Source organism: Acinetobacter vivianii (genome assembly GCF_014635885.1).
Lineage (GTDB): Bacteria > Pseudomonadota > Gammaproteobacteria > Pseudomonadales > Moraxellaceae > Acinetobacter > Acinetobacter vivianii.
Genome location: NZ_BMDR01000004.1, coordinates 118,135 through 142,303, shown reverse-complemented (window position 1 = coordinate 142,303; position 24,169 = coordinate 118,135). Strand labels below are relative to the sequence as shown.

The window sequence follows — 24,169 nt, the reverse complement described above, 5'->3', positions numbered from 1 at the left end:
ATTTTAATCCTGATGAAGTGGTAAGCGTATTCTAATTAAAGTGCCTTGAGCATGAGTTCCCGCTAAAGCTTCTATACTGCCCATATGCGCCCCAATGATGGCTTTTACGATGGCAAGCCCTAGACCCGTTCCTGTTTTACCACGATCTCCACGTTGCATGGTATAGAACATATCAAAGATTTGCTCGCGTTCATCTTCGGGAATCCCGACACCCTGATCTTCGATATCAATCTGTAAGAAATTATCCTCTTGTTTGATTGTTACTTTGATGGGCACATCATCAGGCGAAAACTTGGCCGCATTTTCCAATACATTAAAAATCGCCTGTTCAATTAAAGCTGGATGCACGTAGAGCTGAGGTAAATCTTCGGTTAAGGACACATCAATATTCACGTGTGGTTGATAGCGTTTCAGACGTTGTGTGGCAGATCCAATCAGCTCTTCAACACCGATCCAGTCTCGGCTTAAGCTTAAACCTTGATGGCCCAAGCGGGTCATATCCAGTAAATTTTGAATATAACGATCCAAGCGTTCACCTTCGACATGAATGGTATCTAACAGTTCATGGCGATCTTGTTCAGGCATCTGTTCGCCGTAGTATTTCAGCGTATCTGCAGAACCAATCATCGCGGCTAAAGGCGAACGTAAATCATGCGAGACCGAAGACAGTAATGCAGAACGCAACTTCTCAGTCTCAGCAACCACACGAGAATTTTCCAGTTGCAAAGCTAACTGTACTCGCGAAGCCGTTTGGGCAATATCATCAATCATCAATTCAGCCAGACGTTGCTGTTCAAAACTGATGCTTTCTGCATTTTGCTGAAAGCGTATCGCAATCACACCAAAGCCACCCACCAGATTCAGCGGATTAAACCACCATTCGGATTGAGTCAAAGTATTGGTAGAGCGCCCGCAAGGCTTGGCATTTTTCTGTGTCCAGTTTGCCGCAATCTGGTCTTTTTCATTGAATAGAGGATCCGCTCCCGACTCTTGTGTTCCGATTCTAAGCCAGACCAGCGCATTCAACGAACTTTCTAAATGTTGTTTGGCGACATTTAAAACTTGCTCAAGATCAACACAGCTGGATAATTTTCGCTCCAGCTCCTGAAGCTGTACGGAAATAGAATTCGCTGCACGTAAACTCAATACCTGAGCACGTAACTGATTGGCTAAACGCCCCACCAGCAAGGCTGAAATGATAAAGATAATCATCGTTATCACCCCACGCTCGGCACTAATTCGCAAGGTAAAACGCGGTTCAATAAATAAATAGTTATAGAGCAGGAAACAAATCAGAACGCTTATGATCGTGATAAACATCCTTGCCCGCATTGCAACTACAAGTACCGTGACCACAAAGATTAAAGCCAATTCGCTATAACCAATAAAATGATCACTTACTGTTGCAGCGATTAAGCCCAGCAACACAATCAAAATGCTTTCAATCATTTCACGCGGATGAAAATTCAGTGCTTGCCTCGGCCAGAACGAACGCTCACTCTGTTCCTGTGGCCTAATTGCGTGATCTTTAGCTTTTAAAGGTTGAACAAAAGTAATTTCAAAAGGATGCTGCTTTTCTAACAACTGATCAGCAATATGATCTGAGAACAACCGTTGCCATAATGATTTTTGAGGACTTTTGCCAAGCAGAATATTTGATGCTCCATAATCATAAGCTGCCTGTAAAATAGTCGCTGCAATATGATTGCTATAGAGCAAATAAGTATCTGCGCCCAGTTTACGTGCCAGATTAAATGCCTTGGTCACCGCAAAGGATTGGGTATTTGAAGTCTGACTCTTTTGAATCGAAATCACACTCCAGGTTGCATTGCGTCGTTCTGCAATACGATGCGCGCGTCGTACCAAGTCCTCCGAAAATGCGGAACCATCAATCGCCAACATAACATGATTCTGAATCGGAATGATCTGTCCTTGGGTGACAAACTTTTCCCGATAATCAATCTCAACTTGTCCTGCCACCGTTTGAATCGCCAAGTCACGTAAGGCGGTCAAATGAGCAGGTTTAAAAAAGCCTTGTAGCGCATGTGGTGCAACATCTGCCAAATAAATCTTGCCATGCTTCATCCGTTCTAATAACTCAGGCACAGGCAAGTCAACCAAACGAATATCTTTCAAACGTTTTAGTAACGCATCGGGTACGGTTTCGCTGACCCGAATCCCCGTAATCTGATACACCACATCATTGAGACTTTCCAGATGCTGAATATTCAAGGTGCTATAGACATCAATACCCGCATCTAATAATTCATTCACATCCTGCCAGCGATATTCATGCCGGCTATTCGGCACATTTCGATGTGCCAACTCATCAACCAGCACAATTTCAGGTTTCAGCTTGAGAATTTGGTCGAGATCCATCTCTTCCAGCATTCGCCCCTGATATTCCACCGTCTTTCGAGGAATAACATTTAGCCCCTGAATCAAACGTTCGGTATCAGATCGACCATGTGTTTCAACCCATCCAACCACAACCTGCTGCCCTTGCTGCATCAACTCATGCGCTCGGGTCAACATCGCATACGTTTTCCCTACGCCAGGCGCAGCCCCCAAGAATATGGTCAGACGTCCAGACTGTTCACGCTGGCTATGTGCCAGCCATGCATCCGCTTTATGATTACGGTCGATCTGCATAATTACGCTCTATCAACGTGTGGTCGATGACAATTGATCTAGGGCCAGATTCAGTTGTAGAACATTGACTCGCGCCTGTCCATATAAACCGAACTGTGCAGGCTGAATCTGTTGCTGTACTAATTTTTTGACCTGTGACTCTGACAAATGACGTTGCTGTGCCACGCGTTTCACTTGTAACAAGGCACTGTCAGGTGAAATATCTGGGTCAATCCCACTGCCTGATGCCGTAACCATATCGTTTGGTACCTGCTGTTCTGAAATATGATTATTCTGGGCAAATTGCATTGTTCTTTCTTTAATTTGTTTTTGCAAATCAGGATTAGAAACTGCCAAATTACTTCCCGCCATCCCATCTACACTGTAACTTACCGCACTGGGGCGAGCATGAAAATATTGCTCACTCACGAAATTCTGCCCAACTAAACTCGAACCCACAATCTTTCCATTCAGCTCAATCAAACTACCATTGGCCTGTTTAGGAAAGAGCAATTGAGCGATAGAAACGCTTACCGCACTATACAACACACCTGCAATCAAAAAGCCAACCAAGATCAAACCAATACTTGGACGTAGCGCAGACTGAACTTCGGTTGATAAAGGCAGATTTTCTAATGTATTCATTTCTTTCTCCTAAATCCACAATGACACAACAAGGTCAATCAACTTGATTGCAATAAAAGGGAAAATCACTCCACCAACACCATAGATCAACATATTACGGCGTAATAATTGCAAAGCACTGGCAGGCTTAAACTGCACCCCTTTTAGTGCCAATGGAATCAACATCGGGATAATCAGCGCATTAAAGATCAATGCTGAAATCACAGCACTGCTTGGACTGCTCAATTGCAAAATATTGAACACCCCAAGTTGAGGAATTGCCACAGCAAACAATGCAGGTAAAATTACAAAGTATTTAGACACATCATTTGCCAAAGAAAAGGTGGTTAATGCACCGCGGGTGATTAATTGCTGCTTCCCAATTTCCACGACATCAAGCAGTTTGGTTGGATCTGAATCAAGGTCCACCATATTGCCTGCTTCTTTGGCTGCTTGGGTGCCTGAATTCATGGCCAAGCCAATATCTGCTTGAGCCAAAGCAGGCGCATCATTGGTTCCGTCACCGACCATCGCCACCAATTTACCAGCCGCTTGTTCTTTACGAATACAGGCCAGTTTATCTTCAGGTCGTGCTTCAGCAATATAATCATCCACCCCAGCTTCAGCTGCAATCGCAGCGGCAGTCAATGGATTGTCCCCTGTGACCATAATGGTTTTAATACCCATCTCTCGTAACAGTGCAAAACGCTCTTTAATCCCTTGTTTAATCACATCCGAGAGTTCAATCACCCCTAAAATACTGTGATTCGAAGCAACCACTAATGGGGTCGCGCCTTTCGAAGCAACCTGTTCTACGCGGGTTTTAAGCTCAACGTTATCCTTGATGTCTTGGTTAGTAAATTTAAGAATGGCATCCACCGCACCTTTACGAATGCTTTGTCCTGTGACTAAATCCACACCAGATAAGCGTGTTGCGGCACTAAACTGGATGAATTCTGCATCTACAGGTTCTTTAATGCTTTCACCCAGTTCTTTCCCAAGACTGATTACCGACTTCCCTTCAGGAGTTGGGTCGGCAAAAGAAGTTAACATTGCAGCTTGGCGTAACTCACTTGGGCTTACGCCAGCCAAAGGATAAAAGGCAGTGGCTTGGCGGTCTCCATAGGTGATCGTGCCTGTTTTATCTAATAGCAACACGTCAATATCACCCGCAACTTCGACAGCCTTGCCTGATTTAGCGAGAACATTGGCTTTTAAGGCACGGTTCATGCCTGCAATCCCAATCGCTGGCAGTAATCCTCCAATCGTGGTTGGAATCAAACACACCAGTAAAGCAATCAACAAGACTAGACTGATTTTGATCCCGACCATTGCCCCAATGAATGGCAAGGTCGCGACCACGACAATAAAGGTGATGGTCATGATATTGAGTAAGACACTTAGTGCAATCTCATTCGGTGTTTTTTGGCGATTGGCTCCTTCAACCAATGCAATCATACGGTCTAGAAAGCTATGTCCCGCTTCATTACTCACCCGAATAATAATTTCATCAGATAAAACTTTGGTTCCCCCAATGACACCTGAACGGTCAGTATTGGCTTCACGCAATACAGGTGCAGACTCACCAGTCACTGCAGACTCATTAATGGTCGCGAAACCTTGAATAATCTCCCCATCCGCAGGGACAATTTCACCAGCTTTGACAATGACCAAATCATCTTTTTTAAGTAGGTTTGCAGAGATGACCATCGGTGCTGCATTCAGATCGGCAATCCGATTAGCCGTTAAATTTTCACGCGCTTGGCGTAAGGACGCTGCCTGCCCGCGTCCTTTGGCTTCTGCGACTGCTTCAGCATAATTGGCGAATAATACGGTGACCAATAGAATCAAGCTCAACACTACACCGAAACCGAAGCTGGTACTTCCCATCAAGGTCGCTGCAATGGTTAAGAGTGTGCCCACCCATACACATGCCATGACAGGATTTTTAAATGCATATTGCGGTAATAGTTTATAAAAAGTTTGTTGAAGGATTTCTTTATTCAAAATATCCATGTGTTGTGTCGCATTTGAATGTTTCATTGTGTTTGCTCCACACTTAAACTTTTATACACAGATAGTCAGCAATTGGTCCGATCACCAACACTGGCATGAATTGCAATAAGGTGAGAATCAACACGATCCCAATTAAGGTCAGTGCAAATGTGGGTGATTCGATGTGTAAAGATCCTTTGCTTTCAGCAGCTTGCGGTTTGGTTGCTAGGCTGACCGCAATTAAAACAGGAATAATCAACACACTATAACGACCTGCCAATAAAGCGACACTGGCACTCAGATTCCACCATAAGGTGTTATCGCCTAAACCTTCAAAACCAGAACCATTGTTGGCATAGGCAGAGACATATTCATAAAACACTTGGCTAATGCCATGAAACGCTGGATTGGAGTTGCCTGTCAGCGTTGGAAATGCGATTGCGATCGCAGTCAAACCAAGAATCACCACAGGTTGTAACAAGATCACAAGAGCTAACAACTTGATTTCAGTCACTTCCACTTTTCGACCAAATAATTCAGGGGTCCGGCCTGTCATTAAACCCGCGATGAATACTGCTAAAAATAGATAAATAAAGAACTGTAATAAACCACAGCCAATCCCACCCCAGATGGCATTGATCAACATATTGCACAGTTCAACCAAGCCTGTGAGTGGTGAGGCTGAGTCATGCATCATGTTGACTGAACCATTATTCACTTGTGTGGTGAGGCTCGCCCAAAGTGCCGATGCATCCGCACTAAAACGCACTTCCTTACCCTCCATCAAGGCTGCATTAGCAATCAAAGATGATTTTTCAGTCCAGAAAGTCAAAGAGGTAGAAATCAATGACATCAACAACATACTGCCAAAAATCATCCACATCAGTTTTTTACGTTGGATAAAGCGCCCGACCATAAACACCACTGACAACGGGATCAGTAAGATCGCAATCATTTCAATCACATTGGACAACGGTGTTGGGTTTTCTAAAGGCACACTACTATTTGGGCCATACCAACCACCACCGTTACTGCCCAGCTGTTTAATTGCAACCATAGGCGCAACAGGGCCAAGTGGAATATGTTGTGTGTGTACCTCAGCGCTTTGATCTAAGACCTGCGCTGTTGGTCCCGCAGACAAGGTTGCTGGCACACCTTGAAAAGTAAGCAGCAAAGAAAAAATTAAAGCGAGTGGAATAAAGAATCTAAATAATGGGCGGATGAGATCCATCCAATAATTACCCAGATTGACCGTATCCCAGTCTTTTTGATTCGCTGCTTCTCCATGACCTGATTGTAGGAATAAAGCTCTCAACATAGCGACCAATAATGCAAGCCCAATTATGGGCGATAAATATTGCAAACCGACAATCACGGTCATTTGCGATAAATAAGACAGTTGCGCCTGCCCTGAATAATGCTGCTGATTAGTATTGGTCAGAAATGAGATCGTGGTATGCAAAGCTAAATCCCAGTTCATATTCGGGATATGATCTGGATTTAGTGGTAGCCATGCCTGCGTCATCAGGATTGTGACACTTGCACCAAGCAGTAAAATATTGCTAAAGATAAAAGCAGCAAGATATTGGCGCCAGTTCATACCACGGTGTTTTACGCCAAGTACTGCATAAATTGGCTGCTCGATCCAGTTAAACAATCGGTCACTTTTCATTGGTTTTGCTTGCATCACATCCGCAAGATAAGCACCGAGCGGATAAGCCAGCAGCAAACAAAGGACAAATACAGAAATAAATTCCCACATAGCAGATGCCATTTAAAAATTGGTCAACATCAGTATGGAAATGAGGGACGTAAATTCTCTATATTGAAAAAACCTGAAAACGTAAATTTTACGTAAATAAAAATCTCCCTCTACAATCTGTTTTGGCGAAGCTAATCGCGTCCAGTAAGTTGGTTATTATTTTTTGAGATACTTCAACTTCCATGTGGAGGAGCCTCCTCTATTGGACATGTTATTTTATAAAGAGCAAATTAAATGAAAATTCTCATTGGATTCGTTTTATCAATAATACTAAGTACGTCTTGTCTCGCAGAAACTTCCAACAGAATCTATACCGTGCAAAATTTAGAAGTTCACTATAAAGAATTCCAAGCATCTAAAGATAAATATCAGGCATTAGACTCTTTATTTAAGATGAACAATGCCGTACTTGATCTGATGGAGTTTTTGCCAGCTCCTTTAAATCAATTACAGGAAAATGATCCAAAGGTTATTGAATATCAGGATGTCATGGGTAAATTACTCACGGAAATAAATGAAATAAAAAAATTATTTATCGCTGGAAAATTCGTGGAAGGTAAAAAGGCTACGAAAGACATGAATAAACTGATGACAATCGTCCATAAAAAATATCGTCAGAAATAGTGAGTAAAGTAATTTTCTTTTGTTGCTTATTTCTTCATTTCTCCAAGCAATCCTTTTTGTGAATTTCTATGGATTTGTTAAGATGAACCACGTGTAAATTTAACTGCACCGCATATGCCACTGACTCAATGTGACATAAAAAAGCTATACTTTTTTATCTAATTCAGTCAGATTTGCACAGAATTATGAGGATGGATGACATCGTTAATCCTCCAGATCAGATTTATCTAAATATTAAGTTTCAAGGATTTAGTACGAATGAACAGCGCTGAAATCATGGCTGACTTATCCAACCATACACCAATGATGCAGCAATACCTTAAAGTCAAAACCGACTATCAACATGCTTTGCTGTTCTATCGTATGGGCGATTTTTACGAGCTTTTTTTTGAAGATGCTCATTTAGCGGCCAAATTACTCGGCATTACACTGACCCATCGTGGTAAAGCCAGCGGTCAACCGATTCCAATGGCTGGCGTGCCTTACCATGCAGCTGAAGGTTATCTCGCGCGTTTGGTCAAAGCGGGACGTACTGTTGCGATCTGCGAGCAAGTGGGTGAAGTTACAGGAAAAGGGCCTGTTGAGCGTAAAGTTGTTCGTATTTTGACGCCTGGAACTTTAACGGATGATGCACTGCTTGGCAGTTATCAATCTTCAAATCTGGTTGCGCTTTGCATTCAGCAAAATCAAATCGGTTTGGCCTTGCTTGATCTCAGTGCAGGTATTTTCAAAGTCCAGCAACAAGACTATAAGCCAGAGCAACTGGCAATCGAGCTGGCACGTCTAATGCCAAGCGAAATCCTGATTGATGAAGATCTGATTGATAAAAATATTATTGAACAAATCAAAAAGAATCTGGACTGCCCGATTACCAAGCGCCCAAATGTCGACTTTAATTTAAATAATGCCCAAAAAACGTTATGTGACCAATTTTCAGTTTCGACCTTATCTGGCTTTGGTTTAGATCCATTACCGCTTGCCAGAGCTGCCGCTGCTGCGCTGATTCATTACGCTAAAGAAACCCAAAAAACTGCATTACCTCATATCCGTTCAATTCAGATTGAGCAAAGTACTGACTTTATTGCACTTGATCCGATTACGCGCCGCAACTTAGAGATCATTGAACCTCTATTTGAGCATGGTACTTCTCTGTTTCAACTCATCAATGATTGCCAAACGGCGATGGGCGGACGTTTGTTGAGCCGAACGCTGATGCAACCGATCCGTGACACAGCCATTCTCGATGCACGTCTTGATGCGACTGAACAGTTATTAAAAGGTTTCCATGAAACACCTGTTCGTTTGGTATTAAAAGAAATTGGTGATATTGAACGTGTGCTCAGCCGTGTTGCTTTAGGCAGTGCTCGTCCCCGTGATCTGGTACAACTTCGTCATGCATGTGCACAGATTCCATTCTTGCGTCATGCCTTAGCACCTGTATTAAAAACCCAGCAATCTAAATTACTTACACAGCTTGACCAAGAGCTGGGCGACTTTAAAAGCTTACATCAGCACTTAATGGCTGCGATTGTTGAAAGCCCACCTGTACTTCTTCGTGATGGCAATGTAATTGCAGAAGGCTATGACGAAGAACTGGATGAATTACGCAAAATTCGTGATCATGCGGGTCAGTTCCTGATTGATTTAGAAATTAAAGAACGTGAGCGTACAGGAATCAACACCCTGAAAATCGGTTATAACCGCGTCAGCGGCTATTATATCGAATTGACACGTGCACAAGCTGAACAGGCCCCTGCCGATTATATTCGTCGCCAAACCCTGAAAAATGCTGAACGATATATCACGCCAGAACTCAAAGGCTTTGAAGATAAAGTGCTTTCGAGTGAATCGCGTGCCCTCGCCCGTGAAAAACTTTTATTTGAATCGTTATTAGATGAATTGCGTCAGAATATTGCGCATTTACAAATGATGAGTGCGGCGATTGCGCATATCGATGTATTGGCAAACTTTGCCCATCAAGCACGATTAAACAGTTGGGCAAGACCAGAATTTACTGCTGAAACTTGTATCAAAATTCAGGCTGGCCGTCATCCTGTGGTCGAAGCGTTAAATAAAGCACCATTTACGCCGAATGATACTTTCCTTGATCCACAGCATCGTATGGCAATTATTACTGGCCCGAACATGGGCGGTAAATCAACCTTTATGCGTCAGACGGCACTTATTAGTTTACTCGCCTATTGTGGTAGCTTTGTCCCTGCCAAAGCTGCAAAGTTGGGTTCGATTGACCGTATCTTTACCCGTATTGGTTCTGCAGATGATTTATCGACAGGTAAATCAACCTTTATGGTTGAAATGACTGAAACCTCACAAATCCTTCATCACGCAACCAGCCAGTCCTTAGTACTGATGGATGAAGTCGGTCGTGGAACCAGTACCTACGATGGTCTTTCTCTGGCTTGGGCCTGTGTGGTTGATTTAACCAAACGCGTAAAATGTTTGTGTCTGTTTGCGACCCACTATTTTGAGCTGACTGAACTGGGTAGCGAAGCAGGCATTGATAATTACCATGTCACCGCACAAGAACTAAATGGCAATTTGATTTTGCTACATAAAGTTCAACATGGCCCCGCAAGCCAAAGTCACGGTTTACAGGTTGCGAAACTGGCAGGTATTCCTGCAAGTGTGATTAAGGAAGCCCAAAAGCGTCTAAAAATTCTGGAAAAGCAGCAGCATCAACATTTACCAAATAGTGTGCAGAATGACTTATTCAGTGCCGTTGAGCATGAAATTGAAACTCAAGTTATTGAAAAAGTAATTGAGGTTGAAGCAAAATCACCTGCATTAGAGTTGTTACAAAACATTGATGTTGATGACCTGACACCACGTCAGGCGCTTGAACAGCTTTATCAACTCAAAGCTTTATTCAAGACCAGTCAGACACTTGAGAATTAATCCTCTGATTAATAAGCTCTATCCTTTGAGGTAGAGCTTATTTACATAGCGCTTGTGCAATCTAACAATTGCTCACCCACCTTTTTTAAGGTTCATGTTATTCCTAAACCTAGAAAATTATTCTGTGGAGGAAATACCATGTCTCGTGGCGATAAATCTGCATATACAGCAAAACAGAAACGACAAGCCAAGCATATTGAAGAAAGTGAACTGGAACAGGGTCGCTCTCAGGAAGATGCTGAACGTATTGCTTGGGCAACAGTGAATAAGCAAGATGGCGGTGGTCTCAAGAAAAAGCATAAATAAGCAAATTGCGGCTGTAGTTGAGACTTATTATCAACAAAAGTCATATAAATAAGTCCATTTCATTGATACGAATAATAAATATCAATAAAAGGAATTGTTTCTATCGGTATTTTTTGCCTAAAATACGCTATGCAAAATGAAAACCATATTTTTTAGGTAGCTGCCGCCATGACCTTTGTTGTCACCGAAAATTGTATTAAATGTAAATATCAAGATTGTGTTGAAGTTTGTCCAGTAGACTGCTTCTACGAAGGTCCAAACTTCCTTGTGATCAATCCAGATGAATGTATTGACTGCGCACTATGTGAACCAGAATGCCCAGCAAATGCAATTTTCTCGGAAGATGAGTTACCAGAAGGCCAAGAAGTCTTTATTGAACTCAATGCTGAATTGTCTGAAAAATGGGCTGGCAATAACATCACTCAAATTGGTGAGCAACCTGCTGACCGTGAAGAGTGGAATGGCAAGCCAGACAAGCTGCAATATTTAGAAAAATAATTGAAAAAGGCCAGTTTTACTGGTCTTTTTTATACTTTAATCACACATTTCTTTGCAATTACCTCATTATTCATACGCCATTTTGCATTAAAATAATACGCCTATCGATTATGAACTGCGCTTTTTATGATTCGAAATAAATTACAGGGTCTATTATCATTATTTGCCATCCCTGTGATGATGGTAGGTTGTACGAGTTCAACCACAAAAGTAAATCAAAACCAAGGTAAAAGAATTTACATTCCTCAAGAACAAGTCACTTTAACCCGCCCTGTTCCAAATAAAGTCGAACCTCCTTCCTATCGCCGATGGCTCGGTCAAGGCGATAATTATGCACGCGTTCGCGAATACGAGCAGTATCTTGCCCGTAATAATGTTGCCCATATTGTTCCAAGTTTTGAGTTGCTACGTACTGCACGAGACTGGCAAAAATGTGGCCGTTCAGAATATATGGTGCCTAATCGTGAGTTATGGGGAAATGCCCTGCCAACCTTACGTGTCTTTAAATATCTGGTCGCAGCAAAAGTTTTAACGGATTTTGAAGTTACCTCGGTTTATCGAGATCTGCCTTTGAACCAATGTGCTGGTGGTGCGGGCTCTTCAAAACATCTATTTAACTCGGCCATTGATTTCCGTATTGGCCCTGAATACCCACAGCCACAAGATTATGCCTTTATCGAACAGACCAAATTCAAGTTATGTCAGTTCTGGGCACAGCATGGACAAAGTCTGGATATAGGCGTTGGTTTATATAGTTCTGGACAGATTCATATTGATACGCAAGGCTATCGTACTTGGGGTCCTGACCTGACCCGCAATAGCTCGATGTGTAATTTCTAAAAATCCTTCGGCAACTTTAAAAGAGATCAATTTGATCTCTTTTTTGTTTCATTACACAGGATTAATTGAGCAATCAAATTGCACTCTGATCATAAACGTTTAAAATGCAGCTAACAGATTCATAGGTAAACTTGATTATGCAACAGATGTGGACCGACATTGATGACTATATCAATTCACATTTAATTCCCACAGATCCAAGACTTCAACATGCATTAGACAATACCGATACTCAAGGGTTTTCTAATCATTTGGCTGTTGCGCCTAATCAAGGCATGTTTTTGCAGATGCTGATCCAGATGAACCAATGCAAACGTGTATTGGAACTGGGAACTTTTGGCGCCTACAGCACCATTTGGCTAGCAAAAGCGCTGCCAGAAGATGGTTATCTACTTACCGTCGAAGGACGTGATACCCATGTCATCATTGCGCAGGAAAATATTGATTTTGCCAATATGCCAACCACCATTGAACTAAAAAAAGGGCGTGGTGCAGATATCATGAATCAGCTGATTGCAGAAGGCAGTGAACCATTTGATTTCATTTTCATTGATGCGGATAAGCAAAGTTATCCTGAATATTTTGAGTTAAGTTTAAAACTTGCTCATTCAGGTACCATTATCGTGCTGGATAATGTGATTCGTGCAGGAGATATTCTGGATGAAAATAACAAGAAACCAAGTATTGAAGGAATTCGTGAAGCTTTCACGACGTTAAAAGACCATCCTCAACTGTTATCTTGCACAGCATTACAAACCGTAGGCTCAAAAGGCCATGATGGCTTTGCAATTGCCATCGTAAAATAGAGATTAAAAAACAACCTATTTAATTTAGTTGTGTAATATCAACAAATTATATTTATCTCTAATGCTTTTCCATACAGTTATCCACAGGAATTGCGGATAACTATATGGAAAGAAATGAATCACTTAGCAACAAGCAAAGGTACATTGGCATTACGGAAGATCGTGGTAGTGATACTACCCAAGAAGAACTGATGAATTTTACTGTGGCTAAATGCCCCTAATACAATCAGCTGAATATCATGTTCCCTTTGATATTCAAGAATATTTTGAGCAACATCACCATAACGGTACACGGATACCACTTCCAATCCAGCATCGGTTAAGTACTTCTCTGGTTCTGCCAGCATTTCAGGATGATCACCGACGTAAAGCAAGTGGCATTGCAAGAGTTTCAACAGATCACTTTTTGCAATACGTTGCAGCATTTTCTGGCAGGTTGGTGAATATTCATAGGCAAAGATAAAACGTTTCGGTGGCTGGAAATGCTCGCCTACCGTAATAACAGTACAGTTTGCACCACGAATGAAGTTTTCAACATTGCTACCAATCGGTTTGTTTTTCTCGGCAGCACGCTCACCCACCCGACCAATAATCACAATATCGTTTTCATCGAGAAGATTAAAACTTTGCTCAAGAAAATCACCTTTTTCCTGAATCTTGGTGCTGGTTAAGCCATACTGTTTTTCGATAAGCTCAGAAATATGTTTAAGCAAATTATTACTATAATCCAGTGCAAGCTCACTTTGCTTTTGTTCTAGCTCAGCCAGCTCTTTCAACAGCATGGCATTACTTTCAAAGCCAATCACACCGCTGATTTCACCTAAATGATAACTCGCTGGGTAATAGTCCAGAATTTGCAATAGTACCAATTCTCTTTGTGTCTGTTTGGCCACCCACACAGCCGCCTCAGCCACAGCATCAATGCAGGGTGAAGAATCAATACATGCAATTACACGGTTCATTTTTCGCCTCTCTTTAGGTAATACCTTAGGTCTTCTACTTATTTTTAACTTATCACAGATAAAAGCGAGGAAGGTTAAATTTATGTATCGAATCTCATAAGCTTTTTAATAAACCTTTACTCATTACGATAACGAATTATTTTTGCTGGATTCCCTGCCACGATTGCATAATCGTCTACATCTTTGGTTACCATACTGTTCATGCCCACAACTGCATGATCTCCAATTTTAATACCATCCTTGATCCCCACATGCGCACCAAGCCAGACATCACATCCTACTTCAATTCCTTTAGAGCTAACAGGCTGCTGGTAAATGGCACGATCCATTTCCATACCATGGTCAAAGGCATATAAATGACTATAAGCCGCGATTCTGACTTGATCATTTAATTTGATCCCTGTACGTCCCCCATCCAGAATACAGTGATGGTTAATCGCGACTTCATTGCCGATTTCTAATGGGCCATGCAAGGTACAATCTGCGGCGATAAAGGTATTATCTCCAATCGAAATCTTACGTCCACGTTCTGCAAAAATATGTGCTAATGGAGAAATGAAACAGTTCTTGCCGATTTCCACCGTTTCCATGTCCATTAAATAGGCCTGATATTCAGCTTGCCATGCTTCTGCCCATTCACGATGTTTTGGCTTGAGTGTCCAATATAACCAAGGCATATAATTAAGGCGCTGCTTATGCTGCTCGCGATATTTCAGTAAAGGATCATTCATCCTCTTGCTCCTCAATAAACTTCAGCACTTCACGCCCTGAGATGCATCGCCTCGCAAGAGAAGACAGATACATTTCAGTCATCACATACATGTAATTTCTCACGTCCTCTACTCACATCTTGCAGCTTAAGTCTTAAAGGCTCAATCTGATGCACTTGCAGTCGGGCCTGAACTGTAACACCGGTATCGGTATAACTTTCCTGATGTTCAATCTGTTGCTGCATCAACTCATACTGCATAATGGCCCATTCATTGAACAGACATGCAAACTGGATTTCTTTCTTTTCAATCAGTTCAATTTTTTCTGCTAACAATAAGCACTGACCTGCGCAACCACCATAGGCACGTACCAAACCACCCGTACCCAATTTAATACCGCCATACCAACGATTGACCAGTACAATAACGTTGGTCAGTTCATTACCTTCAATAGTCGCAAGAATGGGTCGACCTGCCGTGCCTGAAGGTTCGCCATCATCATTAAAACGGACATGATGTCCAATTTTCCATGCCCAGCATTGATGCGTGGTTGAAGTATCTTTGTATTGCTCCAGAAAATCTTTAACCTGCTGTTCATTTTCAACAACAGCCGCAATCGCTTGGAAACGACTTTTTTTAATGTCTTCTTCAAAAGTTACCGTACTGGCAATGGTAAATGGCATAAAAAACAAGATAAAAACTGAAAAACAGATTATAGCCGCTTAACTGACAAATAAAAAACCTCGCCTGAAGCGAGGTTTTCTCAATCAGCACAACTTAGCGTTCGCGTAATGCTTCTTTGGCTTTATTAAACGGTTTAAGCAGGTAATCCATAATGGTTTTTTGACCTGTACGAATATCCACTGTCGCCACCATCCCTGGGGTAATACTAAATGCCTTACCCGCCTTGTTATAGAGGCGATCTGAATCGGTACGGATATAAACACGATAATAGAACTGATCCTGCTTCACTTCATCACGAATGGTATCTGGAGAAATTACAGTTACTTTCCCATCCAGACCGCCGTAAATCGAATAATCATAGGCCGTAATCTTCACCAAGGCTTCTTGTCCCGGACGAATAAAAGCAATATCTCGCGGAGAAATACGAGCTTCAATCAACAGTTTATCTTCCAGTGGGACAATGGTCATCAATTTACCATTTTGCGGAATCACCCCGCCTAAAGTCGTGACATCAATTTCTTTGACCACACCACGTACTGGCGCTTTAAATACCGCACGTTGTAAGCTATCAGCACGTCCATTCACTACTTGTTGTTGTGTCTGGATATCAGTATTGGCCTTGGAAAGCTCTTCTCGCGCTTTGACATAATATTCGTTACGCGTGTCATTGATCTTATTATTCAAGTCATTGGCTTCACGTTTTAAGCGCAACACTTCAACTTCACTTGCAGCACCTTTTGCCACTAATGGCTCAGTCATGGCAAGCTCTTGTCGCACTAGCTTGGCAGCCTGTTCATAACCTGCGATGGATTGCTCCAGATTTTCACGGCGTGAATAATAAAGTGCGGTTTCCTCTTGAACCAGCTTAGGACTTTTCTTAACTTCCTCAGGAAAAGTCAGTGGCGTGCCATTTACTTCCGCACGTAAACGCGCTGCGGTGGCCTGTGCCGAAATCAGTAAAGACTGTGACTCCCCCACATTCGAAGCCAAACGTGTCGGATCAAGTTGAGCAAGAATCTGCCCCTTTTCCACCACATCACCTTCATTCACATCAAGCTTGGTTAAAATACCACCCTCAAGTGACTGAATGATCTGCTCTTTTGAAGATGGAATAACTTTACCTGTCCCCGTAGAAACTTCTTCTAAATTAAACAACCATGCCCAGATCAAGAGTACAAGTAAACCAATCCCAATCAACCAAACAACGAGTGTTGAACGAGGTAACTTAGGTTCTTTGTAAGTTACATTCATCGGACGGCTACTCGTTTTTTGTTCTTCACTCATAAATTTGCCTCTATTCTCTAAGTATTAAACTATTTTTTGTTTTATTGCTGATTGTTGTAAGACTTGTTCCACTGGCCCATCCATCACGATCTTGCCTTCATTCATGACAATAATCCGGTCAACCAATTCCAGAACGGCTCGACGATGAGTCGCCACCACTAAAGTTCGATAACCCAACCAGTTTCTTAAATGGTCAATAAGCTGCTTCTCGGCGACATCATCAATGGCTGCCGTTGGCTCATCAAGCAACAGAATGTTCGGTTGACGAATCAAGAGACGTGCTAACAATAAAGCTTGTCGTTGCCCTCCAGAAAAACCGACGCCACCTTCTAAAACCAGATGATCAAGCCCTTCTTTCTTCTCATGCACAAAGCTCAATGCACCCGTCACTTTCAGTGCTTTTAAAATGTCTTCATCGCGTGCGAGTGGTGCACCCAAAGTCAGGTTTTCACGGATCGTGCCATAGAATAGATGTGCATTCTGATTAAGTAAGCCCATGTCACGACGTACATCGGACGGATCAATCAGGCTAATATCCAGATCATCTAAATGAACCGAACCTGCATTCGGAAATTGCATGGCAGATAAAATCTGGAGCAGTGTTGATTTGCCTGCACCATTACGCCCGAGAATGGCAATACGTTCACCAGCACGGATCTTCAAATGAGGAATAGACAAACTTGGACGAGGATCATCTTCGGAATATTGAAATACAACTTTTTTAAGCTCGTAGTCACCGTGTAGCACTTCTTTATGAACCAGATGAGCCTGATCTGCCTGATCAACAGGCTTTTTCATTAACTCATCCAGACCTTTTTTAGCCACTTTGGCTTGTTGTAAACGTCCGAGAATCCCTGTGATTTGCGAAATGGGAGCCAGCATACGAGAAGACAAAATCGAACATGCCACCAATGCACCCGTGGTCATATCACCTTTCATCACCGCAAAACAGCCCACCAGGATCACTGCAGCATAGGTCAGGCCCTGAATCTTTTGTGTCCATGCCGTCAGCACACCAACAATTTTACGTTGTTGCATACTAATATCGGCAGATACCTCATTCATGTGGTTCCACTGGTTCTGGAAACGCGACTCCGCACGTAATAGCTTGATATCTTCAATACCTTGCACGGCTTCAACCAGAATCGCATTACGGATAGAAGATTCGCGCATCCCTTCTTGTGCCAGTTGAGCCAGTTTCTTTTGTGCCAAGATCGCAGGCAAAATCATTAAAGGCACGACCAGCAGCATGACCCAAAATAAATTTCCGCCAATCAGCGCAAAAATAATCAGGAATAAGAAGAAAAAAGGTAAATCTGCAATCGCGCCCATTGTGGTCGAAGTGACCAGCTCACGTACGCCTTCCAGCTCGCGAATTTGAGAAATAAAAGTACCAGTAGATTTAGAACGTTCACTATTTTTGATACGTAGTGCATGACCAAATACACGATCTGACACTCTTAAATCGGCACGCTTTCCAATAATATCTGAAATGTAAATACGCGAAAGACGCAGTACAAATTCGAAAATCGCAGCGATTAATACACCCGCTGCCAATACCCAAAGCGTCGGAATGGATTGAGAAGGTACGACTCGATCATACACCTGCATCGAGAAAATAATGGTCGCCAATGCCAGAATGTTGGCGATCATTGATGCCAGCATAATGTCGATATAACGCTTCCAGTCTTGCAGAGCAATCGACCAGAACCAGCTTGGTTGGTAAGGTTTGATATATTCATCAACACGCGCATCAGGCACCGACTGTTCAGGACGCAGTACATAGACATTTTTAATGATGTGTCTTAGCGCACCTACCGCAAATTTTTGCGAAAGTCCCTGATCACCACTCAATTGAATACTGACATGGCCAGTACCATCAGCTTTATCAATAACACCCACCTGTCCATCAGCCAATTCGACCAATACAGGTAAACGCCAAGGGTTAATCACTTCATTGGTGAAAGCAACTTTGCGTAAATTCAGGCCAATCTGGCGGCTAATCAGCACCAGAACCTCATCCAGATTCTGGTTTTGATTCCAGTCCAGTTGTAAGCGAATCCGTTCTTCAGATGGTTCAATTCGGTAATGCTTGGCGATGGTTAATATTGCTTGTAACCAGGGCTGATAATTTATTTTTGTAGTAATCATGGTTGTACCTCAAACCCTTGTATATTTAAATTATTGAGGTCATAGGCCTGACGAGAACGTCCTGTCGCAGCAATATATTGCGCAATGCTACTGTAAATATCATAACGTGCTGTTTCAGCCTCTGAATTCGCACTATGAATCGCTTGTTCTGCATTTAACAAATCGACTAAAGTTCGTGTTCCCAACTTATATTGTTCTTGATAAAGCTCTCTTGTACGTATTGTTGTTGCTTGTTGTCCCGCCAAAACCTGCATCTGGCGTTGTTTATTTTCAATTTGTTCACGGCTGGTTCTGATTTGATCCAGCACTTTTAGATAAACCGCATTGACCTGTGCTCTTGCTGCCTCTTCAGCATAACTGGCGGCCTTGGTTCTTGAAGAAGTTGCTCCCCCTTGGTAGAACTGGCTGCTTGCTTCGAGCATGATCGCACTATCAAAGCCACCCTCTTTATCATTACCCGGGTTGCGTCCGTGTAAAGCCTGACTCAGTTCTCCTTTTACAGATAGTGTCGGATAATTACTCACTTGTGTCTGTAATTTTTGATTACGCGCAACTTCAATACCCGCCTGCGCAGCGATCATTTGCGGAATGGTGTTGAATTGTGGTGTTGCATATAGATCTGATTGTTTTACAAAATCTTCAGGAATCGCCCATTTCACATTGCGGGTATCAAAACCAAGCAATGTATAAAGATGTTGCTGATACTGACTGAGTAAAGATTGCTGGGCAATCATCGCTGATTGTGCTGATTGTAAATACGATTGCGCTTGGATCGGATCAGCCTGACTACTGATTCCGGCATTTGCTCGCAGATTCGCCATTTCCTGAATTCGTCTGATCCCTGCGATCTGCTGATTTGCAATCTGGATAAGAGTTTGATAACGCTGAATATTAATAATTGTTTGCGCAACATCTAGTGAAATATCATCAATTTTCACCAACACATTGGCTTGCCCAACCACAACCTTGGCCTTTTCTACATTAACGCCAGATTTAACCTTGCCGAAATCATAAAGCATCTGGGTTGCACTTAAAGTCAGTAATTGCTGACCGCGAGTACTTTTCTTACCTAAGTCTCCCGTGCTGACACCGCCACCAATCTGTGGGTAATAGCCCGATTTTGCAACATCGATATTGGCATTTTGTGAAGCCAATGCTGCGATTCCTTGAGAGATATCAGGATTACGTTGTACCGCAACCTGTACTGCATCTTTCAATACTTTACGTTGATTCTGCCAAAATGCATTTGCGACTGCCGTCTCTTGCGGACGCCCTGATCCAACAACAGGCAAATCACTGCCTAATGATGAATCGACCGAGAAGTTACTCAGCTTTTGCATCTGGGCAACTTTAAATTCATCACTACTTTGCGGAACAAACAGCCGAGACAGATTATTCTTTAAAGTGTGATATTGTTCACTTGGTGTTGTTGCATGTGTCATTGGCACAGATAGCGTTGCTACATAAAGTAACCACTTAAAATCCATACTTCTTTTCCATGATCCATTATTCACTTTTATATCTTTCTTTAAGTTCATATTTTTTCGTATTGTTATCATTTCAGCATTTTCATTTTAATCATTTTTTTACATAAAACACTATGTTCTAAACACGTTTTCACACATTTATAAGTGTTTATTTTTGTAAAACAGTTCTCATTTTTATAAAATATGCCAAACTAATTAAAAAAATAAAATAAATATTTATCAGCAAATTACAGCAAAATTTCCAATATTTCCGAGCAGAAGCGTTGGTATTCAGGATTTCCACTTAAAAAACTGCCATAAAAAAAGAACCTTTCGGTTCTTTCTTCAAATACAGAATTCATTCGGTTTAAACGACGAAATCGTCACCTAAATACACTTTACGCACCTGTTCATTATCCAGAATTTCTTGTGGAGTACCCTCGGCAATCACAGATCCTTCACTGACGATATAAGCTTTTTCACAAATCGCTAAAGTTTCACGCACGTTATGATCGGTAATAAGTACTCCAATACCACGATCTTTGAGCGTCTGGATAATATCTTTAATATCACCCACCGAAATCGGGTCAACCCCAGCAAAAGGCTCATCCAGCAGCATAAATTTCGGATCAGCAGCCAAAGCACGCGCAATCTCAGCACGGCGGCGTTCACCACCAGAAACACTCATACCCAATGAATCTTTAATATGGGTAATTTTAAAATCACTTAATAACTCATTCAAACGTTGCTGGCGCTGCTGTTTATTCAAGTCCTTACGCGTTTCTAAAATCGCCATAATATTTTCAGAAATCGTTAATTTTCTAAAAATCGAAGCTTCTTGGGGTAAATAGCCAATCCCTTTACGCGCACGTTCATGCATCGCAAGATCAGACATATCGAGATCATCTAAATGAATCTCGCCTTTATCCATACGAACAAGACCAACAACCATATAGAAGCTAGTGGTTTTCCCTGCACCATTCGGGCCAAGCAGACCAACGATTTGTCCACTTTGCATAGTAAAAGAAACGTCTTTTACTACCCAACGTTTACTATAGTTTTTAGCTAAATGCTTAATACATAAAGTCTGTGGTTGTTGCACTGCCTGTTCCATTAATCACGCGCCCCTGGGAAGCTTTTAGAGCTTGATGGTGGAATAATGATTTGTACACGATTGCTCGAAGAACCTTGAGCCTCGACATCACCTTTATTCATACTATATTTCAGGCTATTACCACGAATGCTTGAACCATCCTGATACAGATAAGCATTACCTGTTAGCGTGATAATCCCAGTATCTGCGTTATATACGATATTTTGGGCTTCACCACGTGCCAGCCCCTTATTGGCATCCATTTGTTGCTGGAACTTTGCAGGTCGTCCCTTTGCCGTAATGGTTTGGATTTCTTTACGGCTATTTAAGTTTGCAACCAGTGAGTCTGCTTGCAATTTCATGGTGCCCTGCTCAATCACGACATTACCGGTATAGGTCGTTACACCCGATTTATCATTATAGGTTGCACGATCAGCAACTAGAGAAAGCTGTTGATTGCGGTCTGACGGCAAGGCAAAGCTCGTGCTTGCAGATAACGCAACCACAGCGACACAGCCAGCTTGTTTAAGGAAAGTTAGACGAGATTTAGAATTAAGAGCTTGGCGCATACTTTCCTCGAATTTTGTAAAATTCATATTGACCATTATTCATATTAGCCTTTAGACCTTGACTCACAAACTCAGCAGTTGGCGATTGAACCGTGACCTGATGTTGTGTTTCGAGTTCTCTTGTTTTTGGGTAACCTGTGAGTTCATCGGTATGAAACTCCATTTTACCCTGATCGGACAATTTCGTCGCAACAACATTACCAAGCAAGACAACTTTAGTGTTGTCATCATAGCCATTTGCCTGTTTTGCGTAAAAGGTTGCGTCAGCTTTGCCCTGTTTGTACATCACTGCATTCAGTTGATCCAGCTGAGAGGTTTTAAGTTGCATATTTTGCTGCAACTGCTTCACTTCAGCACGAATATATAAATTACCCTTCTCATCAGTTTGTGTTAAGTGAACACCCTGTGCGGAATAAGTCATATTCTTGGCTGAATCAACATCCAGCTTTTTTGCCTTGCCACTGTAATAATAATAGCCACCGCTCACCGCAGCGACTGCAACAGCAACAACATATAAAACTTTGGTATCCATAAACTGGGTTACCTAACCTTTGAGCAAATCAACACTATATTAATGTGGTACAGCAAGATATTTTTCAAGCAGTTCTTGGTAAACACCTTTTGCCATCAACAACATATCACAGACTTCTCGAACAGCTCCGCGACCGCCCATCGCCTGAGTCACCAGATTGGCACGGCGGCGGACTTCTTCATGACCATTCGGAACAGTCACTTTCATCCCAGCAATTGCAAATGCAGATAAATCTGGCCAGTCATCACCCATGTAGATACAGTCTTCAGGCAATAAACCAAGTTGGGCACAAGCTTCACGTAAGGCTGTTCCCTTATCTTCACGCCCTTGATACACCAGATCGACACCGAGATCTGACATCCGTTTTTCAACGATATGACTTTTTCGGCCCGTGATAATAATCACTTTCATACCCGCTTGCTGGACTAATTTCATGCCCAGACCATCACGGATATCAAATGATTTAATTTCATCACCCGAGTTGGTTAATGTAACAAAGCCATCGCTTAAGATTCCATCCACATCAAGCACGAGTGCCTGTAAATGACGTGCTTGTTCTTGTAAAGCATAAGATGCCATGGCTTAATTTACTCCCGCCTGAATAAGGTCATGCATACTGATCACACCAATCACTTTTTTCGCGTCATCCACCACAACAAACTGATTAATTTTTCTCTCATGCATTTTTTCTAATGCTTCCACCGCACGGGCTTCTTGAGAAATCGTTAACGGATTTTTGGTCATCACTTCAGAAACTGCCAGATTGACATCAAAACCTTGTTGCTGGTCAATCATTCGACGTAAGTCACCATCAGTGAAAATACCCAATAACGTATCATTGTCATCAACAATCGTGGTTAAACCAAGACGCTTATCAGAAATTTCATATAACACCTTATTCATTGGTGTATCTGGACGTACTTTTGGTAATTCAGAACCTGTATGCATGAGATGCTTCACATGCAACAGTAAGCGTTTACCCAATGCACCTGCTGGGTGTGAACGCGCAAAATCATCTGCCGTAAAGCCGCGTGCTTCCAATAATGCAACCGCTAGAGCATCACCGAGAACCAGCGTAGCTGTTGTACTTGATGTTGGTGCCAAGCCTAAAGGACACGCTTCGTCAGCTGCGCCCAGTGTTAATGCAACATCTGCATTTTGTGGCATTGGACCTTTATCATCACGACTAATCGTGATTAATGGCACGCCTAAATGCTTGATCAGTGGCATCAACATCATGATTTCATCACTCTTGCCCGAGTTTGAAATCGCAATAAGTACATCGCCACGCACCAACATGCCCAGATCGCCATGACCCGCTTCACCAGGGTGCATAAAAAATGAAGGTGTACCTGTCGATGCAAAGGTTGCCGCCATTTTACGACCGATATGACCCGATTTCCCCATACCGGTAATCACAACACGCCCTTGGCATTGCAGTAATATTTCACAGGCACGATCAAAATGTTCATTAATTTGTGTTGCAAGTACTTCAATTGCTTGCTGTTCAATACGCAGAGTTTCTATTGCGCTTTTCTGGAAATTTATGGCTTGTGACATATGAGCTTGACTCAAAATAATACTCTATCTACCTATTGGCAGATGATTTTAATCAAAAGAATGAGGGCGATTCTAACATAACTGTGAATTATGCACGTTTCTAAATGTATAAGTTTTCATGAAAAATGGAGAGCTTTTCGGCGTGCAATCATCGAT

General features: G+C 42.2%; 21 protein-coding genes. 6 read left to right on the top strand and 15 right to left on the bottom strand.

The window, feature by feature from the left end; all coding sequences use genetic code 11:
* Positions 1 to 3: 3 nt before the first annotated feature.
* Genes IEV36_RS09630 through kdpA form a run of 4 tightly spaced genes read right to left on the bottom strand, consistent with a single transcriptional unit; the run spans position 4 to position 7,012 of the window.
* Positions 4 to 2,652, bottom strand: coding sequence for an ATP-binding protein (locus IEV36_RS09630; RefSeq protein ID WP_005258724.1), 2,649 nt, complete (start codon positions 2,650 to 2,652; stop codon positions 4 to 6).
* Positions 2,653 to 2,664: 12 nt separating this feature from the next.
* Entirely contained in the window at positions 2,665 to 3,276 is a 612-nt protein-coding gene (kdpC, locus tag IEV36_RS09625) for a potassium-transporting ATPase subunit KdpC (protein WP_005258725.1), read from the bottom strand.
* A gap of 9 nt (positions 3,277 to 3,285) precedes the next feature.
* A complete protein-coding gene (gene kdpB / locus IEV36_RS09620; protein WP_005258726.1) occupies positions 3,286 to 5,298 on the bottom strand; it encodes a potassium-transporting ATPase subunit KdpB in 2,013 nt (670 codons plus the stop codon).
* A gap of 16 nt (positions 5,299 to 5,314) precedes the next feature.
* Positions 5,315 to 7,012 (bottom strand): potassium-transporting ATPase subunit KdpA, encoded by a 1,698-nt coding sequence (gene kdpA, locus IEV36_RS09615; RefSeq protein WP_032863947.1) that lies wholly within the window; start codon positions 7,010 to 7,012, stop codon positions 5,315 to 5,317.
* Positions 7,013 to 7,327: 315 nt separating this feature from the next.
* Between kdpA and IEV36_RS09610 the strand changes: the two genes are divergently transcribed.
* The 6 genes from IEV36_RS09610 (at position 7,328) to IEV36_RS09585 (ending at position 13,002) form a co-directional block, all read left to right on the top strand.
* The gene (locus IEV36_RS09610) at positions 7,328 to 7,636 is read left to right on the top strand and encodes a cytochrome b562 (protein ID WP_227591684.1); all 309 of its coding nucleotides are present in this window, start codon (positions 7,328 to 7,330) and stop codon (positions 7,634 to 7,636) included.
* Between the two features lie 258 nt (positions 7,637 to 7,894).
* Positions 7,895 to 10,552: a DNA mismatch repair protein MutS gene (gene mutS / locus IEV36_RS09605; protein WP_005258729.1), complete on the top strand. Its 2,658-nt coding sequence runs from the start codon at positions 7,895 to 7,897 to the stop codon at positions 10,550 to 10,552.
* A gap of 138 nt (positions 10,553 to 10,690) precedes the next feature.
* A complete protein-coding gene (locus IEV36_RS09600) occupies positions 10,691 to 10,858 on the top strand; it encodes a hypothetical protein (RefSeq protein WP_004773598.1) in 168 nt (55 codons plus the stop codon).
* Positions 10,859 to 11,026: 168 nt separating this feature from the next.
* Positions 11,027 to 11,356, top strand: a complete 330-nt coding sequence (fdxA, locus tag IEV36_RS09595; RefSeq protein ID WP_004652744.1) for a ferredoxin FdxA — start codon at positions 11,027 to 11,029, stop codon at positions 11,354 to 11,356.
* 126 nt (positions 11,357 to 11,482) lie between these two features.
* Positions 11,483 to 12,196 (top strand): D-Ala-D-Ala carboxypeptidase family metallohydrolase, encoded by a 714-nt coding sequence (locus IEV36_RS09590; protein WP_005258732.1) that lies wholly within the window; start codon positions 11,483 to 11,485, stop codon positions 12,194 to 12,196.
* Between the two features lie 137 nt (positions 12,197 to 12,333).
* Entirely contained in the window at positions 12,334 to 13,002 is a 669-nt protein-coding gene (locus IEV36_RS09585) for an O-methyltransferase (RefSeq protein WP_005258734.1), read from the top strand.
* A gap of 119 nt (positions 13,003 to 13,121) precedes the next feature.
* Here the strand turns inward: IEV36_RS09585 and IEV36_RS09580 are convergent, their stop codons facing one another.
* The 11 genes from IEV36_RS09580 to IEV36_RS09530 all read right to left on the bottom strand — a co-directional run bounded on the left by IEV36_RS09580 (position 13,122) and on the right by IEV36_RS09530 (position 24,013).
* Positions 13,122 to 13,964: a universal stress protein gene (locus IEV36_RS09580; protein ID WP_004773602.1), complete on the bottom strand. Its 843-nt coding sequence runs from the start codon at positions 13,962 to 13,964 to the stop codon at positions 13,122 to 13,124.
* Positions 13,965 to 14,080: 116 nt separating this feature from the next.
* On the bottom strand, positions 14,081 to 14,695 hold the full coding sequence (locus IEV36_RS09575) for an acyltransferase (RefSeq protein ID WP_005258736.1): 615 nt from the start codon (positions 14,693 to 14,695) through the stop codon (positions 14,081 to 14,083).
* Between the two features lie 74 nt (positions 14,696 to 14,769).
* Entirely contained in the window at positions 14,770 to 15,357 is a 588-nt protein-coding gene (locus IEV36_RS09570) for an IMPACT family protein (protein WP_005258738.1), read from the bottom strand.
* Between the two features lie 94 nt (positions 15,358 to 15,451).
* Positions 15,452 to 16,642: an HlyD family type I secretion periplasmic adaptor subunit gene (locus IEV36_RS09565; RefSeq protein WP_005258740.1), complete on the bottom strand. Its 1,191-nt coding sequence runs from the start codon at positions 16,640 to 16,642 to the stop codon at positions 15,452 to 15,454.
* A gap of 24 nt (positions 16,643 to 16,666) precedes the next feature.
* Positions 16,667 to 18,790, bottom strand: a complete 2,124-nt coding sequence (locus tag IEV36_RS09560) for a type I secretion system permease/ATPase (RefSeq protein WP_032810841.1) — start codon at positions 18,788 to 18,790, stop codon at positions 16,667 to 16,669.
* Positions 18,790 to 20,280, bottom strand: coding sequence for a TolC family protein (locus IEV36_RS09555; protein ID WP_004773611.1), 1,491 nt, complete (start codon positions 20,278 to 20,280; stop codon positions 18,790 to 18,792). The genes IEV36_RS09560 and IEV36_RS09555 overlap by 1 nt, the downstream gene beginning before the upstream one ends.
* Before the next feature lie 346 nt (positions 20,281 to 20,626).
* Complete coding sequence (lptB, locus tag IEV36_RS09550; RefSeq protein ID WP_004773613.1) at positions 20,627 to 21,373, bottom strand: LPS export ABC transporter ATP-binding protein; 747 nt, start codon at positions 21,371 to 21,373, stop codon at positions 20,627 to 20,629.
* On the bottom strand, positions 21,373 to 21,921 hold the full coding sequence (lptA, locus tag IEV36_RS09545; RefSeq protein ID WP_005258742.1) for a lipopolysaccharide transport periplasmic protein LptA: 549 nt from the start codon (positions 21,919 to 21,921) through the stop codon (positions 21,373 to 21,375). Before lptA ends, lptB begins: the two co-directional genes overlap by 1 nt.
* On the bottom strand, positions 21,905 to 22,453 hold the full coding sequence (gene lptC / locus IEV36_RS09540) for an LPS export ABC transporter periplasmic protein LptC (RefSeq protein ID WP_004773616.1): 549 nt from the start codon (positions 22,451 to 22,453) through the stop codon (positions 21,905 to 21,907). The genes lptA and lptC overlap by 17 nt, the downstream gene beginning before the upstream one ends.
* A gap of 39 nt (positions 22,454 to 22,492) precedes the next feature.
* Complete coding sequence (locus IEV36_RS09535) at positions 22,493 to 23,032, bottom strand: KdsC family phosphatase (protein WP_004773617.1); 540 nt, start codon at positions 23,030 to 23,032, stop codon at positions 22,493 to 22,495.
* 3 nt (positions 23,033 to 23,035) lie between these two features.
* Positions 23,036 to 24,013 (bottom strand): KpsF/GutQ family sugar-phosphate isomerase, encoded by a 978-nt coding sequence (locus IEV36_RS09530; RefSeq protein WP_004773618.1) that lies wholly within the window; start codon positions 24,011 to 24,013, stop codon positions 23,036 to 23,038.
* Between the last annotated feature and the right edge of the window lie 156 nt (positions 24,014 to 24,169).

Excerpts from the sequence above, each read along its gene's own strand:
- IEV36_RS09565 (WP_005258740.1), bottom strand. The coding sequence starts at position 16,642 with ATGAGTGAAGAACAAAAAACGAGTAGCCGTCCGATGAATGTAACTTAC.
- kdpC (WP_005258725.1), bottom strand. The coding sequence starts at position 3,276 with ATGAATACATTAGAAAATCTGCCTTTATCAACCGAAGTTCAGTCTGCG.
- IEV36_RS09570 (WP_005258738.1), bottom strand. The coding sequence starts at position 15,357 with ATGCCATTTACCATTGCCAGTACGGTAACTTTTGAAGAAGACATTAAA.
- mutS (WP_005258729.1), top strand. The coding sequence starts at position 7,895 with ATGAACAGCGCTGAAATCATGGCTGACTTATCCAACCATACACCAATG.
- IEV36_RS09575 (WP_005258736.1), bottom strand. The coding sequence starts at position 14,695 with ATGAATGATCCTTTACTGAAATATCGCGAGCAGCATAAGCAGCGCCTT.
- lptA (WP_005258742.1), bottom strand. The coding sequence starts at position 21,921 with ATGCGCCAAGCTCTTAATTCTAAATCTCGTCTAACTTTCCTTAAACAA.
- lptB (WP_004773613.1), bottom strand. The coding sequence starts at position 21,373 with ATGGAACAGGCAGTGCAACAACCACAGACTTTATGTATTAAGCATTTA.
- fdxA (WP_004652744.1), top strand. The coding sequence starts at position 11,027 with ATGACCTTTGTTGTCACCGAAAATTGTATTAAATGTAAATATCAAGAT.
- IEV36_RS09580 (WP_004773602.1), bottom strand. The coding sequence starts at position 13,964 with ATGAACCGTGTAATTGCATGTATTGATTCTTCACCCTGCATTGATGCT.
- IEV36_RS09630 (WP_005258724.1), bottom strand. The coding sequence starts at position 2,652 with ATGCAGATCGACCGTAATCATAAAGCGGATGCATGGCTGGCACATAGC.
- kdpA (WP_032863947.1), bottom strand. The coding sequence starts at position 7,012 with ATGTGGGAATTTATTTCTGTATTTGTCCTTTGTTTGCTGCTGGCTTAT.
- IEV36_RS09535 (WP_004773617.1), bottom strand. The coding sequence starts at position 23,032 with ATGGCATCTTATGCTTTACAAGAACAAGCACGTCATTTACAGGCACTC.
- IEV36_RS09585 (WP_005258734.1), top strand. The coding sequence starts at position 12,334 with ATGCAACAGATGTGGACCGACATTGATGACTATATCAATTCACATTTA.
- IEV36_RS09555 (WP_004773611.1), bottom strand. The coding sequence starts at position 20,280 with ATGGATTTTAAGTGGTTACTTTATGTAGCAACGCTATCTGTGCCAATG.
- lptC (WP_004773616.1), bottom strand. The coding sequence starts at position 22,453 with ATGGATACCAAAGTTTTATATGTTGTTGCTGTTGCAGTCGCTGCGGTG.
- IEV36_RS09600 (WP_004773598.1), top strand. The coding sequence starts at position 10,691 with ATGTCTCGTGGCGATAAATCTGCATATACAGCAAAACAGAAACGACAA.
- kdpB (WP_005258726.1), bottom strand. The coding sequence starts at position 5,298 with ATGAAACATTCAAATGCGACACAACACATGGATATTTTGAATAAAGAA.
- IEV36_RS09590 (WP_005258732.1), top strand. The coding sequence starts at position 11,483 with ATGATTCGAAATAAATTACAGGGTCTATTATCATTATTTGCCATCCCT.
- IEV36_RS09530 (WP_004773618.1), bottom strand. The coding sequence starts at position 24,013 with ATGTCACAAGCCATAAATTTCCAGAAAAGCGCAATAGAAACTCTGCGT.